This window comes from Ruminococcus difficilis, from assembly GCF_016680995.1.
Map to the genome: position 1 here is coordinate 268137 of NZ_JAEQMG010000048.1, position 16180 is coordinate 284316.

The 16180-nt window shown below is 53.6% G+C and carries 21 protein-coding genes; 2 read left to right on the forward strand and 19 right to left on the reverse strand.

Annotated elements, in window-relative coordinates; genetic code table 11:
* Nucleotides 1–437 precede the first annotated feature (437 nt).
* The gene (locus JKK62_RS17960; protein WP_186832817.1) at nucleotides 438–2225 is read right to left on the reverse strand and encodes a dockerin type I domain-containing protein; all 1788 of its coding nucleotides are present in this window, start codon (nucleotides 2223–2225) and stop codon (nucleotides 438–440) included.
* A 694-nt stretch (nucleotides 2226–2919) separates the two neighbouring features.
* Here JKK62_RS17960 and JKK62_RS05920 point away from each other — a divergent pair.
* Nucleotides 2920–4083, forward strand: coding sequence for a hypothetical protein (locus JKK62_RS05920; protein WP_186832816.1), 1164 nt, complete (start codon nucleotides 2920–2922; stop codon nucleotides 4081–4083).
* A 4-nt stretch (nucleotides 4084–4087) separates the two neighbouring features.
* Complete coding sequence (locus tag JKK62_RS05925; protein WP_186832815.1) at nucleotides 4088–4978, forward strand: hypothetical protein; 891 nt, start codon at nucleotides 4088–4090, stop codon at nucleotides 4976–4978.
* A 104-nt stretch (nucleotides 4979–5082) separates the two neighbouring features.
* Here JKK62_RS05925 and JKK62_RS05930 read toward each other — a convergent pair whose 3' ends face one another.
* The 18 genes from JKK62_RS05930 to JKK62_RS06010 are packed head-to-tail and all read right to left on the reverse strand — an operon-like array spanning nucleotide 5083 to nucleotide 16125.
* Entirely contained in the window at nucleotides 5083–5544 is a 462-nt protein-coding gene (locus tag JKK62_RS05930; RefSeq protein WP_186832814.1) for a hypothetical protein, read from the reverse strand.
* Nucleotides 5545–5565: 21 nt separating this feature from the next.
* Nucleotides 5566–6138 (reverse strand): putative phage tail protein, encoded by a 573-nt coding sequence (locus JKK62_RS05935; protein ID WP_186832813.1) that lies wholly within the window; start codon nucleotides 6136–6138, stop codon nucleotides 5566–5568.
* Nucleotides 6135–7220 carry a baseplate J/gp47 family protein gene (locus JKK62_RS05940; RefSeq protein ID WP_186832812.1) on the reverse strand — a complete coding sequence of 362 codons (1086 nt, stop codon included), beginning with the start codon at nucleotides 7218–7220 and terminating at the stop codon, nucleotides 6135–6137. Before JKK62_RS05940 ends, JKK62_RS05935 begins: the two co-directional genes overlap by 4 nt.
* Complete coding sequence (locus tag JKK62_RS05945) at nucleotides 7177–7521, reverse strand: hypothetical protein (RefSeq protein ID WP_186832811.1); 345 nt, start codon at nucleotides 7519–7521, stop codon at nucleotides 7177–7179. Before JKK62_RS05945 ends, JKK62_RS05940 begins: the two co-directional genes overlap by 44 nt.
* Nucleotides 7521–7862 (reverse strand): phage baseplate assembly protein, encoded by a 342-nt coding sequence (locus JKK62_RS05950; protein WP_186832810.1) that lies wholly within the window; start codon nucleotides 7860–7862, stop codon nucleotides 7521–7523. Before JKK62_RS05950 ends, JKK62_RS05945 begins: the two co-directional genes overlap by 1 nt.
* Complete coding sequence (locus JKK62_RS05955; RefSeq protein WP_186832809.1) at nucleotides 7859–8788, reverse strand: hypothetical protein; 930 nt, start codon at nucleotides 8786–8788, stop codon at nucleotides 7859–7861. The genes JKK62_RS05950 and JKK62_RS05955 overlap by 4 nt, the downstream gene beginning before the upstream one ends.
* On the reverse strand, nucleotides 8782–9303 hold the full coding sequence (locus JKK62_RS05960) for a LysM peptidoglycan-binding domain-containing protein (RefSeq protein ID WP_186832808.1): 522 nt from the start codon (nucleotides 9301–9303) through the stop codon (nucleotides 8782–8784). The genes JKK62_RS05955 and JKK62_RS05960 overlap by 7 nt, the downstream gene beginning before the upstream one ends.
* On the reverse strand, nucleotides 9300–9428 hold the full coding sequence (locus JKK62_RS17750) for a hypothetical protein (RefSeq protein ID WP_279380603.1): 129 nt from the start codon (nucleotides 9426–9428) through the stop codon (nucleotides 9300–9302). The genes JKK62_RS05960 and JKK62_RS17750 overlap by 4 nt, the downstream gene beginning before the upstream one ends.
* Nucleotides 9418–9798 (reverse strand): hypothetical protein, encoded by a 381-nt coding sequence (locus JKK62_RS05965; RefSeq protein ID WP_186832807.1) that lies wholly within the window; start codon nucleotides 9796–9798, stop codon nucleotides 9418–9420. Before JKK62_RS05965 ends, JKK62_RS17750 begins: the two co-directional genes overlap by 11 nt.
* On the reverse strand, nucleotides 9795–10229 hold the full coding sequence (locus JKK62_RS05970; RefSeq protein ID WP_186832806.1) for a hypothetical protein: 435 nt from the start codon (nucleotides 10227–10229) through the stop codon (nucleotides 9795–9797). Before JKK62_RS05970 ends, JKK62_RS05965 begins: the two co-directional genes overlap by 4 nt.
* The gene (locus JKK62_RS05975; RefSeq protein WP_186832805.1) at nucleotides 10198–10569 is read right to left on the reverse strand and encodes a hypothetical protein; all 372 of its coding nucleotides are present in this window, start codon (nucleotides 10567–10569) and stop codon (nucleotides 10198–10200) included. The genes JKK62_RS05970 and JKK62_RS05975 overlap by 32 nt, the downstream gene beginning before the upstream one ends.
* Nucleotides 10566–10922, reverse strand: coding sequence for a hypothetical protein (locus tag JKK62_RS05980; protein ID WP_186832804.1), 357 nt, complete (start codon nucleotides 10920–10922; stop codon nucleotides 10566–10568). The genes JKK62_RS05975 and JKK62_RS05980 overlap by 4 nt, the downstream gene beginning before the upstream one ends.
* Nucleotides 10923–10936: 14 nt before the next feature.
* Nucleotides 10937–11944 (reverse strand): phage major capsid protein, encoded by a 1008-nt coding sequence (locus JKK62_RS05985; protein WP_186832803.1) that lies wholly within the window; start codon nucleotides 11942–11944, stop codon nucleotides 10937–10939.
* 13 nt (nucleotides 11945–11957) lie between these two features.
* A complete protein-coding gene (locus JKK62_RS05990; protein WP_186832802.1) occupies nucleotides 11958–12287 on the reverse strand; it encodes a hypothetical protein in 330 nt (109 codons plus the stop codon).
* 11 nt (nucleotides 12288–12298) lie between these two features.
* Entirely contained in the window at nucleotides 12299–13249 is a 951-nt protein-coding gene (locus JKK62_RS05995) for an RING finger protein (RefSeq protein WP_186832801.1), read from the reverse strand.
* Complete coding sequence (locus tag JKK62_RS06000) at nucleotides 13246–14379, reverse strand: phage portal family protein (RefSeq protein WP_186832800.1); 1134 nt, start codon at nucleotides 14377–14379, stop codon at nucleotides 13246–13248. Before JKK62_RS06000 ends, JKK62_RS05995 begins: the two co-directional genes overlap by 4 nt.
* Nucleotides 14380–14399: 20 nt before the next feature.
* The gene (locus JKK62_RS06005; RefSeq protein ID WP_186832799.1) at nucleotides 14400–15650 is read right to left on the reverse strand and encodes a PBSX family phage terminase large subunit; all 1251 of its coding nucleotides are present in this window, start codon (nucleotides 15648–15650) and stop codon (nucleotides 14400–14402) included.
* Entirely contained in the window at nucleotides 15640–16125 is a 486-nt protein-coding gene (locus tag JKK62_RS06010; RefSeq protein WP_186832798.1) for a terminase small subunit, read from the reverse strand. Before JKK62_RS06010 ends, JKK62_RS06005 begins: the two co-directional genes overlap by 11 nt.
* Between the last annotated feature and the right edge of the window lie 55 nt (nucleotides 16126–16180).

The window sequence follows — 16180 nt, forward strand, 5'->3', positions numbered from 1 at the left end:
AGCCGGAGACGGCACCCCTCTGTCCGCGTTGCGGACACCTCCCCAGCGGGGAGATCTCATCGGTCGTCCGCTGCCTTTCCATCATATCAACATTTGCGCGAAGCAAATGAACCCCTTTGTAGGGGAGGGGCTTGCTCCTCCCGAAACGTTTCCTCTCCTTCAATACCACCGCGAAGCAAGTCAACGTTTCCGTAGGGTACGGCGCTTGCGACGTACCGAAGCGCATGAAATATTGCCGCTCAAAAGCGAAGCAAATCAACACTTCCGTAGGGGCAAAAAAAAACATTTGCTCCGCATTTTGTGCCACTGCGACCTTCGCTGCGCGAACGGGAGCAGCAAGCCACTCCCCTACAAACCATGACTTCAACCTTTCCGTAAATTCAACGCCCTGCGGTCACCGAACCGCAGGGCGTTCATTATGTCGATCTCTAATTATTTTATATCGCTTCACCGATCGCATACGGTGTTTCCATCCTTGACAAATAACGCTGGATATACGTCGCATCAACTATCTCCAACTCACCGTTACCGTCAACGTCGGCATTCATCAAAACCTCTTCATCAACTCCGGTGTCGATATGCGCGACGTAGCGCATGATTTGTGCCATATCGATCGCGCTGATCTCACCGTCCCCGTCCGCGTCGCCGAGAATCATTTCACCGTTACTGAAATACGCATCAAGAAAAGATTCTACACAATTACCGGCATAATCATATACATAAATCCGATTATGATAGCGCGTATTTGTTTGAGCATAATCGAAACGATTGATATCCAAATAATAAGTATCAGTACCATCGAAAGACGCATTGTTTATGATTTCGTCAGTAGCGTCAACTGTTGCAGATGTTCCAATCTTAACAGATTTTATCCCTACATTATCGTTAGGCTTGACACAAACACGGTAAGAATCACTTGTCAGCATTGTTATATATTGATCACTGATAATCGGCTTTTCGGTGTCGGGTGTAATTGTAACTGTTTTTGTTCCGAGCAGAACATTACTGCCATCTCCGAGATTGATCGCATAAACGCAAACCTTTTGCCTACCTGTTTTTGCGGTTGGTATCGTTGTTGAAAAGCCGTGATTGATTCCAACGTGATATACATTGTCCACATCCTGACGTCTTGTGTTTGCAACAATATCGCTGTGACCCTCTGCGCCTGCTTCGCCGGCTTCTCCGCCTATATACACATGAATTGCCAAAGGCTGATTGGTATTATTCCAATCAAACGCCCAACCGACGATAGATACCGTACCAACGCCGCCTTCGGCTTTATCAAAAGCTCCTTCCGGATCTTTCGGTTTGATATCGACTGTTTTTTCTCCGAGCAGCGTATTTCTTCCGTCTCCGATATTGATTGCATAAACATATACTTTTTGCGTTCCTGTTTTTGCAGTCGATATGGTTGAGGCAAATCCGTGATTCGTACCGACATGATAAACATCGTCCACGTCTTGGCGTTTTGTATTTGCAACAATATTTCCGTGACCCTCTGCACCTGCTTCACCGGCCTCTCCGCCGATATATACATGGATGGACAAAGATTGATTCGTATTATCTCTGTCAAATGCCCAGCCGGCAATATACACTGTTCCGACCCCGCCTTCTGCATAATCATATGCGCCTTCGGGATTGTTACTGCTGCCTAAATATAAGTAGCCCAAAAAGTCGCTTCTATAACCGCACCAATTTGCGATTTCACCGACTTCAATCCTGTGAATAGCGCAATAACTATTACCGGATGCCCACTTTTGCCAATTCCCATCATGCTTATATTGGTTAATACCTCCCTCGCTGATATATGCGGTATTCCCTTCTATCTTTTCGAGAATAGCAACATGACCGCTATAGCAAATCACAGCCGGAGCATGAGGGGTAGAACCTCTGTTAAAGCCTAACGAAGGTCCATAATCGAAGTACCATGAAGAAGGATTCTTAGAAATGCAACTGCCCTTACCTGTTAATTGCATTACTCTTGAACCAACAAACCAAGTGCATCCGCCACCGCCATACGGGTCACCGCCTGTAGCTCCCCATCCACCGTCAGTATAGGGATAAGCGTTGATATTAATGTTTATCCCGCCTATGCCGTTGTTGGCTATTCCGGCGGCAGCGCTTTCCGCCATATTCATCTCTTTCGCAGATACACCGACCGGTATCACCGCAAAAACGCTCAGCACCATAACCAGTGCTAACAGAATCGATAAACCCTTCTTCACGTTCTTTCCTCCTAAACTTTATTACTCATTGAAAAATTACTGAAACCCTTACCGTAGGGATGACCATCGGTCGTCCGGGCACGCGTGCCTTTTTCCGAAATCGAAAACGCAAGATAAAAGCAAACATTTTTGCCACACGAACGAGGCTCGTCCTTACGATAGCAGGGAACAAATTAAAAAGGCGCACGACCGAAAAGTCATGCGCCAAAAAACACATCGCTCTTCAATCGTCGCCAAACAATTAACAGTATTTCAATCACATATTATCTTATGATGGGAATAGCAGTATAGAGCATAGTGTTTTTATCGTGAAAATAAAAACACTATTCCCAAAGGAAAAGACAATATGTGCTTACATAAAACTATTCAACTGTTAATTGTTGGCACTTTCATTTTATCATATCCATCCCAGCCGCGCAATCCAAAATACTTACCTTGAAATTATGCAGAACGCACAATACAGAAAGAGCCTGACTGCTCTGCGTTTTATTCACCGACATTCACACCTTATATGATACACAATTATATTTCTAATACAGAATTAAATACTAACATTCTGTTAATAATCGATTTTTTGCCCCAATAAACTGGACAAAAGCGCAAAAATAGTGTATATTATATTAGTTAAATCATATTATCATGAGGAAATGTGCAGTTATCCTTCCCGTGATAAGTACAAAGGACGGTAATTAAAATGAAGAATTTTACGAAAATCCTCTGCGTTGTGCTTGCACTCGTCATGGCGCTCTCGGTAGCCTCCTGCTCACTTTCCAAGCAGTATGCTTACCAGAAGGACGGCATCGAGCTGCCCATCGGCGTATACGTCTATTATATGTACAGCGCGTATAACGAAGCGCAGACCCTCGCGCAGAAGAGCGATCTTTATGATGCCGCGACAGGCAAATACGACGGCAAGAAATCCTTCCTCAAGATCGAGATCACCGATGAGGACGGCAACACTGCCATAGCAGAGGATTGGATCACCGATAAGACAAAGGAAAAGCTCCAGAACGCGGTCGCGATCGAGACCAAGTACAATGAGCTCGGATGCACAGTCGATCAGGCTGAGCTCGATCAGGCTAAGACTTACATCCAGCAGGCATACTGGGATCAGAACCTCAAGGCGGTTCTCGAACCCTGCGGCGTCAGCTTTGATTCCTTCTTCATGGCGGAGTACACCATCAATATCGCCGAGAAGAACGCTGCGTTTGAGGCTGAGTACGGCGAGGGCGGTCCCTCCGCGGTATCCACCCCGGATCTGACCGATTACTTTACAAAGAACTACACCTCTTACAAGTATTTCTCCGCTAACCTCTATACTACTACTGATGACGGACAGACCGACGCGACGACTACCACCACCACTTCCGCGAACAACACTCCCCTCTCGGAAGAAGAGATCGCGAAGTATACCTCGTCATTTGAGGATTATGCGTCCAAAATCTCCGACGGCAGCTCTTACGATGACGTCGTTAAGAAGTATATGGAGGATTACAGCGTCACCGAGGATCCCACTACCGCGAATGTCGAGATCATCGATGAAAACACCACCGATGAACTCCTCAAAACCATCAAGGATATGAAGGACGGTCAGGCGATGACGGTTCAGATCGGTGATGATGAAAACACCAAGCAGATCTATATGATCTATCGTGAACCGATCGAGAAGCAGACCGACGCTTACATCAACGATTCTGAAAATAGCAAAAAGGTTCTCCAGTCCATGAAGGGCGAAGTCTTTGACGCTCTCTTAAAGAAGCTCGCGGAAGATATGGATGTACAGCCCTCCTCCGCATGCAACAGCTATAAGCCCTCCATGTTTGAGACAAAGATAAAGACTAATACTAAACGGAGTTGATTTTATGAAGAAATCACTTAGATTTATCTCCCTATTGATAGCAGTCGTCTTTATGATCTCCGGCGCAGTGATGGTCGTATGCCATGCGGAACCCGATAATAACGCACAGCCTGCCCAGAACGATCCGCAACCAGCCCAGAACGACCCGCAGCCAGCCCAGAACGACCCTCAGCCAGCCCAGAACGATCAGCAGACTGCCCAGAACGATCAGTCATCCGGCAACAACAGCTATGATACCGGCAACAACGGTTACGATAACCAGAACAACTACAATTCTGGCTATGAATCCGATTATAACTCCAACTACAACTCCGGCAGTTATGACTCCGGAAACGTCGGAACAGTCGAAGATAACGCTCCGGTTTACTACGGCGATCCTTCCAACAGCAACAACTATGTTGTCAACAGCACCGAATCGGCAGCCGGCTCGGTATCCTCTTCTCTCTACAATTCCTCCGGTATGAGCGCGGAAGACGCGAAACCGAACGAGTGGAGCGATATCACCCTGGATGAAAAAACCGTACAGACCGGCGTGACCGACTTCTCGGCAATCAAGGAAAACACGAAGGTCGAGGATAACGGCTACTGGATCCTTTATGTCGGCTATGCCCTTCTCGGACTCTCTGTATTAGGTATCCTGTACTTCATTATCGCGACCATCGCCCACAGGAGCGCGGTCAAGAAAGCGGAGCGCCTTGAGCGCAGACGTTCTTCCTCTCCCTCTCGTTCTGCCGCGGCGCGCATGGAAGAGAGAGAAAGATATGACGAATATGAAGAAGCTCCCCGTCGCAGAACGTCACGCTACGCGGATGAAGACGAGGGCTATTCCCGCCGTTCTTCCTCCCGCTCCGATACCGGCGAGGTCTATGTGCCCCGTCGTGCCGCAAAAAGATAAGCGATCACTGATCTGAATACCAAAAAGCACTTCTGAGTCAAACGCTCAGAAGTGCTTTTTTCTTCTCATCCGCCTATCAGACTTTGGATGATGCTATTGATCGGTTATTTGAACGCAATCATGGTATACTGAGCGAGATTCTCATTCAGACTCACCCTGACTCCGTTCGACGCCGTGCTCTCGCTCACCAAAACGCCGGTGCTCGTCACACTGACGCCCACGCTTCCACCCTGTCCGTATGAGGCAGAGGCGGCATTGACGACATTCACGCTGTTGCTGTAGCTCACAAACGGTACGCCGCGCTTGTAGATAAAGACAAATTTCGGATGGAAATCCAGCGTGATGGAGCGCTGCGCCTCGCCGTTGCCCGCATACATCATGACGACGAACGGTTCATTCAGCCTTGCCTTTTCATCGGCGTTCAAGTGGATATTGCCGTTCGCGATATGTCCGCCGAGCTGTGTATCGATAATGGTGTTGTCGGATACAAAATCCGCGCGTTTGGGGCGGTCTGTCGCCTCCCACGCGCTCAGATGGAGATTCGGCGTATAGTTACTGCTTGCCATAAAACCCTTCTTTCTGTTATGTTACTCTGAATCGGTTTGGTTATCGATCTGATCCCATGTCATATCGTCGCTGTCAAAGGCGCTGAAGGTTCTGTCCAGCGCGTCCCAGTGCTCCCATGTCATCGTGTTGAATGAGAGCTGGAATTCGATATGAGCGGGAACGATCTTTGAAACCTCGTGTTTGATCCACGCCTGCTCGGCAGGAGAATAATTCGTCGTGGAGATCACGTTCATCCTGCCGATCGCGGGAAACTCGCTGATCGTATAGTTCAGCCCAAAACTGTCCAGCGCCTTGCGAAATCCGTCCACGGTGAAATCTCCGTTGCCGAGGTTCAGTCTCATTAGCAGCAGTCGCCTGCGTTCCTCGACCGTTTCATCCTCTCTCACCGGACCGAATATCCTCTCATACGCGCTCAGTCCCATGTCCTGTGCCGTTGCGATGAATCGCTCTTGAAACATCTCTCTGAGCTGTGCGTACAATCTCTCGATCTCCGCGGCATATGCCCTGAGCTCCCAACAAAGCGCCGCGGCGTCATCGTCATACACTCCCACTTTGATCAGGCGCTCTTTCATCTTGTCAAATACCGCCATCATACATCCCTCACTAAGATGCTGCCCGCCTTGGCGAAGCGTGTGGGCGGGATCTCTCTGTCGGAGCCGTAGCCCTCCAAAAAGCGATAATCCGAGACCCCTTCGATATGGTAGATCACCTCGCCGACGTTGCTCAGCCACAAATCGTTGCCGATACCCAGATCATTGATATAATCCGTGACGGCGACCCTGACGTTCTCGGCAACGGCAGCAAAATCATAACCGTCCTTCACAGCAAGGCGGATATAGAGATTGATGACAAGCTCCGCGGCATTATACGCCCTGACGTCTACATTCACCTCGCGCTTTTCATCTAACAGCGCCTGGATCTCCTGTATCTTTTCATTCGCCAGTGTTCTGCCTCTGTCGCAGACATAAACGTCCACCGTGCCGACGCCGCGGCTGCATCCGACCGCCGAGGCGGCATAGACGCCGTCGACCGAGAGCGCGATCGAGCGGTAATAGGCGGCGTTAGCGCCGTTCGAGATATTGCGGTAGCTTTCCGCTACCCTCTCTCTGAGCTTTTCATCGCTCTCATCATCCGTACCGCCGGTAAAGGAAGAGATATTCCTGACGGAGGCGACGCCGATCACCGGCGTGACGATGATGCCGATGCTGCCGAAACGAGCGTTATACTCGCTGCCGATCTGTGCCGCCGTTGCGTCGACGGTGACCGTATGCGCGTTTGTTGACAGTACGGCGTCGCTGTCCGTCACAAAACGCAGCATATTATCTGTCGTACAAACTGTCGTCCCCGCGGGGATCAGGATCTCATCGTGCAATTCATTCTCGGCAGTGAACACAAGACTGCCCACCGCCTTTGTCCCGTGCTTGCGGGATAATCCGCGCTGTGCCGCGTGCGCCTCCAGATACTCTCCCTCCGCGGTCGTCGGGAACATCTGTCTGAGGATATATTCAGCATAAGCGCGTTCCTGAAAGATCTCGCCCGCCAGCACACGCAGGCGCAGCATGATATCCGACTCATTCTCGGGTCGGAATCCGCTTTCCGCCTCATATGTACCGACCATTCTCTCTAAAATATCATTGTAAGATTCCAGATAGATCCACCTCCGTAGTCGTTTCATTATTCCGATAGCTCACCCTGATCACGGCGATCAGGTTTTCGCATGACTGCACCTTGACCTGTGTGTCACAGATGTCGGCACAGCTCTCCTTTATCAGCATATCGAGCTTTTCGCATAGCATTTCGTCATCCGCGCTGAGCCCGCGATAATCCGTGCCCAGCTCTCTGTCATAGACAAAATCGCCCTTCATCGTCAGCGCCGAGATCCGCACACGCTGCACCGCTTCTTCGATATCGGTGATGTACAGATAATCACCCGAAGCAGTCATGGCGATATCGCCGTTTGCTACCTTGACGTCCATCACGACACCTCCCTGCCGTTGATCAGCACCTTGCCGCTGTTTTTCAGCACGATACTGGCGCCGCCCGCGGAATAGAGCATCAGCTCGCCCGGCTCCAGCTCCTCCTGCGGCGTTACCGCTACGCCTAAGCATACCGCGCCGCCCGCGCCTTCCATCACCACGGTAGGCGCTCCCGCGACCGGCACATACGCGATCCCCGCGGGCGCGATCAGCGGCAGTGCGCCGTAGTCGCGCGTTGCGCTGACCGAAACGCTGCCGTTGTTTGCCGATCGGATCTCTCCGGCAGACGCTCCCGCCGCGTTGAACGAGCGTCCTGTCATATACTCATTGATCCACATCAAAAAGACCTCCTCTTGAGTGTGATATTACTGTACGCGCCGTCGCCTTTCATCCGATAATGCACCGCGCTGATATAGAGCTCGTCCGTATCGCCGATAACGGGATCGTCGATCACAGCACGATTCCCCTCTGCCCCCAGCAGACAGCCCTCACAGCGCAGATAAACCGCATAGGATCTACTGTCGCCGTTTTTGATCATCGCGTCGGCGCACTTCATCGGGCTCTCTGTCAATACGGCGTTCAGGTAGCGCTCACGGCGCACGCCGCGCTCCTTTGCCGAAGTATTACGGATCGGGAACGAATAGGCGCCCCCGTTGGTCGCTTTGACATGGACGGCTGAGATCTCCTCACAGCGCTTTTTCACCTCGCGCAGTCGGGTATACCGCACGCCGTCCCCGCCGAACACCGTGATCCCGCTGTGCTCCAAGCCCTTCGGATACAGCACCCCGGTCGAGCTGATGCGCGGCGGGGTCAGATAGCATGCGATACAAAAGGTCTTCAGCGCCTTCCAGCAGGAAGTGCCCTTCGTGACGCTCTGTTCGCCGAAGAACACTTCGTCCGACTCGGACCCGAGGGTGACGCCGAAGGGTTTTGCGTACCGCTCGACCATCAGGGAAAGCGACGGATGATCGTATTCACACGGCATCGCCTCATTGTCCAGCAAATGCGCCGCCAATGACCGCGCGCTCACCTTGAGATAGGTGCCGCTACGCTCACAGATATGCTCCTCTTCATCGATCACACCGATAAAGATCGGGGCATCCCCGTCGTACAGAGTGATCTCACACAACTCCGCAGTCGGGGTGTAAGGAAACAGCGCATACAGCGCGTCAGCCGGAACGCCCTCGTCCACGTCGACCTGCAGAGACAGGATCCGCGGCATCAAAACTTTTTGTCCGTAAACATCTTTCAGCTCACATCTCAGCATATCCTTACCCTCACTCCCTCGTCGATATCGTCGATCAGCGGGATCTGAGGATTCAGCGCCGTCAGCTCTTCGATCGGTCTGCCGTAGACGTAGGCGATATCCCAAAGGCTCTCGCCCGATGCTCCCGTCACATAATACCGCTCTCCCCGCAACGCCTTGCGGGGACTCTTTGTTTCCACAAAGATAAAGCGGTAACGCAGGACGTCATCCCGCGGCTCCGCCGAGAGGGAAAGCTCTTTGAGATACGCGTACAGCGGCTGCATTTTCGGCAGTACCAGCTTAGCGGGCGTATGATTACACTGTAACATCTCGAGCGTGTGATACTGCTCGATACAATCCGTCCCGAACAATACGCCCTCGCCCGATACACGGCACAGCTCCCTGCCCAAAACCTGACAGTCAGCCTCACAGCACGGCGACAGGTATTCCTGCAGTCGGTTTTTGTCGCTGATACTGAGCTTTTCGGGATTATGGCGCATACTCACGCCGCCGAATCGCATCGGTGCCCATTTCATACCAGCCTGACCTCCTCTTCCTCGGTGAACGCCTTGTTATAGCGCCGCGCGTCGCGCTCCAGCTCCTGCGACAGCCGTTCACTGTCGTTATTGAAGCTTTCATATACGATCTCTTCATTCATCATCCGTCACCGCTTTTCTCATCTGATCCGCTTCGAGGGTGAACACCTCGACAGCCTTTTGGTTGCCCTTGAGCACCGATTTTCGCTCCGTCACGCGACAGTTCTCATAATGATACGTTGTGCCGTTATCCTCTACACGCAGTGTAAACTTCTCCTGTGTCGGCAGTTGCCCGTCAAACAGCGCCATGAGCTCGAGCCTGATCTCATACCGCGATCCCTGCGGGATCCGTTCATACGGCTGTGATCGGAGATACTCATACACATCATAGAATCGCTGCTTTTGAACTGCAGTAAAGTCCATAACACCGAAGAGCGGCGTATCACCGACAAAGAGCTTCACATCGGTACCCCTGACGATCCTCAGCTCATTCACGCGACCGCCTCCTCTGCCATGCTCAACCGCGCCGTGACGTCTCTGTACTCGACGCGGGCGGCAGTATCATAGCCGATGCCCGACAGGATCAGCGCGTCGATCGCATTTTCGTGATCCTGCTGTTCGAGCGCGTCCATCAACAGACCGCTTGCTCTGAGCAGTGCCGAGCCCGAGGTGCCCTCCGGCGCGTAGACGCGCAGACACAGCTCGATCTCATGAAGTTCACCTGTACTGCGTTCTCCGATTCGGTTGCCGATGAAAAACCGGCTCACCTTTTCTTCACTCTCGGTGACAGCTACCGTATATTGTGTGACGGGGCTGGGTGTTTTATGTGCGGGATAGCCCGGAATGAACGCATACGCCTCCAAAGCGCCGTAATGCTTCACGCGCGTGATCCATTCATCGATCCTGTTCACGATCGAAGTCGTCATAATAATCCTCCTTACGCCTGTATTCCGGCATCAAGATCGCCCATACATAGATATCCTCGTCGTGCGAGGCAAAGATCTCCGCCGTCACCACCGTATACCATGTATGCTTACAGTAGATCCGCATACCGTCCTTTAGCGGTCGGTCACCCGGTCCGATGTACAGCAGATAGCGGTTGTCAAAATAGCCCGCCGGAATATAGCGGTCGTTGATATACAGACGGTGTCGCCGCCTGAGCGGCTGGACAAAGGCCTTTACGACCTCTGTCCTGCCGCCGCGGGATATCCGGACGGTGTTGCCGAATTTTTTCAGTGCGCGGTCAAGATAAGATGTCAGCTTCATACCCTCACGCTCCTGAATGCAAAGTCACCGCCGAAATCGATGATGTCGGATATGTTCACCTGCTCCGATTCCCAGAGCTTCTGCGCCGCCTGTCCGATCGCCTCCACATCCATCTGCACGTCGCCGACCTTGAACGACTTCAGATCGTCCAAGCGCCCCATTTGACTGACACGATAGAACGCGTAGACCGCGCAGGCGTGTTCGGCACGCCGCAGATCGCTTTCACTGAGCTCGCCGCACCGCGACTCGAACAGCGCCTTACAGTCCTCGATGATCGGCAGAAAGCGCGACACATCCTTCATCTCAAAGCCCGACACCAGCGTAAAGCGTTCGATGATCTCTTTAAAACGCAAGTGTCATGCCCTCCTTAGTAGCTCAGCTTCTTCGCCGCGCCGTTGTAGATCTTTGCGAAGCCGGCGATACAGCTGATTGACGCCTTCTCGAGCTGACGGTCGATCAGCTTGTCGTAGTCGACCGCTACGTCGCCTGCCACGACCATCTCGAGCGCGCAGTTCTTGTCCAGACCGATGATATTGTTGCCGGTCAGGGCGGTGGTGTGGATGAGGTTCGCGCCGAGCGGTGTGATCATCTTACCGCTGCCCTGGAAATTCAGACCCGCTACCGCGTCCTTCATCTCGGACATGGTCAGCAGGTCGGTCATCGCGGGAGTACCGGCGAGCACGGTGTTCAGCTCAAAGGGTGCCAGTGCCGACCACATGCTGATCAGATCGGTATAGCTCAGACTGCCGGACGCGGCGGGAGTGACGCTGTCACAGCCGTTCTGGTTGCCGTCGCCGTTGATGATGACGTCCACCGCGTCAGCCATCTGGGTGCGCGCGATATACGCGCCGATCTGCTTGAGGGTGACGGTGAAGAGGTCGATGCGCTGAAAGCGCAGTGCCTCGTAGCTTGCGACCAACATTCTGCCGCGCTTGTGCAGGCGCACCAGATTATCGCTGGTCTTGATCTCGGTCGTCGGGATGAAAGCGCCCTCCGCGACGCGCTTGAGGCTCTTATCATCATCGGTCAGGCTCGAGGTGCAGGAGCGATAATCCATGCCGTCGATCTTGGTGACGGTCGCGACGATATCGCTCAGCATATCGGCTTCCTCCCTGCCGGCGTTGACCGCGCGGCTGACATACTCGGGGAACAGCGCCGCCGAGTCGGTGGTGGCGAAGAACTTCTCGATGGTATCGGAACCCTTGCCGCTGACCTTGATGTCAAAGCGCTTGAGCTGACGGGAGAACGCATCCAGGCCCTCCAGCGCGGTACCCTTATAGTTCTCGCTGGGATCCATTTCCTCCAGGATCTCGGTCAGCGATCTGCCGGTCTGATACATTCCCTTTTCCAGATTGATTTTTTCAAAATTAGCCATATGATCTCCTCCTTTACAGAATAAAGCCGACGGTGCTGTCGTCGGTATAGACGACCAGTCTGTCGATACCGCTCTCTGCTGTCTTGACGCCCGATGACGCCGCCGCGAGCTTGTTGTAGCCGACATTGACGGTACCGGACTTTGCCGCTTCGACATAGCCGTCGAGCTGAACAGCGGCGTAACCGTCGTTCTCGCCGACGCATACGCCGATAAAGCCGTCGTTGGCGGCCGCCTTGGTGACCTTGCCGGATGCGGACATCTTGACGAGGTCGCCCTTCTTGACGGTGTTGGTACATTCAAAGGTCAGGACATTTTCCTTATAACCTGCAAAACTGATATTCATACTTACCTCCGTTAGATTCTGAATTCTGTGTTGCCGACGGGCTCGTCGGATTCCTTACCGCTCAGCTGGACCTTGACCTTCTGATCCTTGCGGCTGAGCGCCTTGAGCAGCGACTTTGCCTCGTCGATGCTGAGCTTGGCGAGAATACAATTCTCGACCGCGTAATCGAGCTGTACGCCCTTTTCTCTGAGGGCGGTTTTCAGCTTTTGCACCAGCTCCTCACGATACGCCTCGGCGTATGCGCTGTCGCTCTCCAAGCGTTCGATATACTCTTTCAGAGAGGCGGCCTCGCCCTTGGTGAGCGTGACCTCGTTCTCGCCTGTCAGAGCTTTACAAATTTCGTTCATATCTTTCTCCTTATATCCTTTTATCACACCTGCCGCGCGCTGTGCGGGTACGGCGACAAAGCTGAATTCATATGCGTCCTTCGGCTCCGTCAGCTCGCCGTAACACAGCTCGCCGTCATACTCTCTGCCCTTTTGGTGGCTGCACAGCGGCGAGTGCATCTCGTTGCGGCAAATGGAACAAACGGTGTGTCCGACACTGCACCCGACCGAGACTTCCTTGACGATGCCCGCCTCGATCGCCTCGATCAGCTCCGCATTGCCCTCGGTGCGGCGGATATACGCCCTTGCCGTCAGGCGGAAGAGCTGATCGCCGCGCGAGGTAAAAGCGCCGTCTACGCTCTCGACCTTACAGGAAATGATCCTTGCCTTCTGGTTCTTGGCGGTCGGGTCGTGGTCGATGATGCCGGTCTTGCCGACAAAGAGCTTTTCGAGCGCAAACAGCGATTCCACCGTAAAGCGTTCATAGTCGCGGTCGACGTCGTTGTCGCACAGCGCTACCGTGAAGAGATACACCTCGTCGGCGCTGAGCTGTCGTCGGGAATATTGATTGACCAGCTCCATCTCCTTCATCAGATCCGCACTGTCCGCGCTTTTGATCACCTGTCCGTTCTTCATCCGTTCACCTCCGTACTCTGTTCGATCTGCGCCGCACGCGCGTTGTCCAGACGCGCCGACGCAAGCTCCGTTTCATCCTGCAGGCTGATGTTGCTCCACTCCACGCTGACAGCGGGATCCAGCCGCACGGAATCCAGATAGATCCGCGCGATCTTTTCAATCACCGGCGTGAGCAGCGAGCGGTAGTACTCCAGCTCCGACGTCAGGATATCCGCCTGCTGTGAGGACATCCTCTCGGTCGAGGACCAGGAAAGTCCCAGCAAAAACGGCGGGATCGAGAGCTTTGCCGCGATCTGCTCGAGCACGTGGCGGATCGGGATATCGCAATCGATGATCTGGCTGTCCGCGCCGATTGCGCGGATGTTGACGTCACCGACCGACACAAAGTCGCACACTCTGCCCTTATCCCGCATCGCACGGCTCCATTCCTCCGCGATTTCCTTGACGCGCTGACGCGCGCCGACCGCGCCGGTGCCCGCGGGCGGATGATAGGTCACGGCATAGCGCACGTTGCCCGCGCGCTCAAAGTTCTGTCCCACACAGCGAAAGATCTTCATCAGCAGCTCGCTGACGAACGGCAGTCCGCTGAGGATCGAGGTGCCGCGCAGTGTGCCCGGCTGCGGATTGAGCAGGGTCAGGCAGATCAGCTCGGGGTGCTCGATCTCCTTCGCGCAAAGATCGTTCGGGAAGATGCGCACATCCACGGGGCTGTCGCCCATACGCAGGGTCACCGCTTCATCGGGCGCGTTATACAGCGCCGCGATACCGCCGTCCTCGAAGGTGACGATCTCACCCACCGCCCTGCCGCAGGTCAACAGCTGGTCGAAGTACGAGCAGATAAAGGTGTGCAGTCCCGTGCCCGTCCCGCCGACCGAGATCTGTGACACAAAGCGATCCATCATGGTCTGTGCCTGATTGTCGGCACATTTGATCGTGAATTCACCCAGCAGACGGATCAGCTTCATGATCGCCGCGTCGATGACCGGCACCTGATCTCTCAAAGCGCGGTACAGGCGCATTTCATGCGGCTGATCCGACAGGTGTAACGGAGGGATAATGCCCCTGTCCGCTGTGGTGCAGGTCTGCACCTCGGGTACATGAGGGCGATCTCTTTTCGCAAATAATCGCAAGATGATACCTCCTGTTGTGTTTACGTTCGTTCGATAAAGGCAAAGTGGAGGGGTTCCTCATTCGCCTTTATGTAACTGACAAAATAGCGTATGTCATCCATCGCGTGGTCGTCGCGCTTGATCACGGTGTCCATCGGCTTGTTCTCATCCCAGCGATAGAGTGAGAACTCACGGATCGCGTCGGTACAGGTGTCGCAGATGACGATCTCTTTATCACGCAGCGCCTGACTCGTCTTGCGGATACCGTCGATGACGTTGTTATCCGCTCTGACGACAGGATAGCGCCCGTGCCGCTCGATCACCTCGATAAAGCTGGCGGCGGACGGATCGACGATCACCGCCGTCGGCAAAAGCTCACCCAATAATTCTTCTAAAGAATCATAATGTTCCTCATCTGTTCTGCTTTTGCCTACCTTTCGCGCATCATAATAACTCTCACGCAGGCGATACCAAGTGTTGTCGCAACGCCCCCACAACCCCATCGAAGTCGGATTGACCGTGCCGTAATCGCAGGAGACACAGTATTCCTCGATCTTTCGGTCGGGCGGCGGGATGAACATACTGCTGTCCCCCATAAAGGGATAGACAGCGCCCGAGACACTCACCCATTCTCCCTCGACGAATCGGCGATAAAAAGCGCCCGTATACAGGCTCTCATACCGCTTGAGCATCTTTTGAGAAAGAGAGGGGTTGTCCCGCATCCGAAAATGGATGTACAGCGCGTTTTTCCGCTTTCTGTTCTGGATCCACTCCCGGTAAAACCAGTGTGAAGGATATTCGGGGTTGCAGTTGAAGAAGAACCGTGAGCCGCTCACCGAACATCGCGCCAGCGCCTGTTCCACAAACGACTTCGGCATCAGCGCCACCTCGTCAAACAGCACACCCGACAGGGTGACCCCTTGGATCAGCGAGGCGGAGCCCTCATCCTTCCCCGAAAAGAGAAAAAAGGTGTTTTCATGGTGTCCGTATCGGATCATCAGACGATTGTTGCTCACGCTTTCCTTTACGTCAAAGCCGAGCTCCTTCAGGCAAGGCAGGAGAGGTATGATCACGTTGCGCCGCAGCGCCGTGATCGTCTTGCCGCAAAAGCCCAGCAAAGCGCCGTCAAAGGTAACGCTCGCCCACAGGACAAAGGATAAAGACAGCGCAAAGGTCTTGCCCGAGCGCACCGCGCCGTCACAGATGACAGCGTCATAGTGCTCATACCCCGAGCCCTTCGCCCACCAAAACATCGCCTTGAGCTGTTTTGCGGACAGCGATCTATAGGTCATCGGTCTCACTCCCGGAGCGACTGCCGAGCGCCTCGGCGGAGCTCAGGATCGCGTCCAGCAGACCCGAACCGTTTCCATGCTCCGTGCCGCTGCCCAACAGCTCCTGCAGCTTGTCGATCGCCTTGATCCTGTCGCAGAACTTCACTTCGATCCCTTTATCCGTGCGCTTGATCTCCGATACATTTCTCAGGTCGAGCATCCTCAGATCCTCTTCACTGAGGTCATCCCGATAAAGCAGTGTCAGAGCGTCGCTCACGCCGCCGTAGGCGAGCTTGTACAGACCGCAGATCGCGGTATGCTCATATACTGAGCGGATATTCTCGCATCGGCGGCGGATCTCGCTGACGATCTCCTCCCGCGCGGAAAGCTCGGACCACGCCCTTTCGGGGTGCTTGTAGCCCGCCTTACGCGCCGCTTTGATCGGATCGGCAACCACCGTCATCAGACGGCAAAACTCTTTTTCTCTCGGTTTCATCTTTTTCCTCCTAACACCGGTCTCACCTATGCCGAGATAAAGAAAAAAGTTGCAT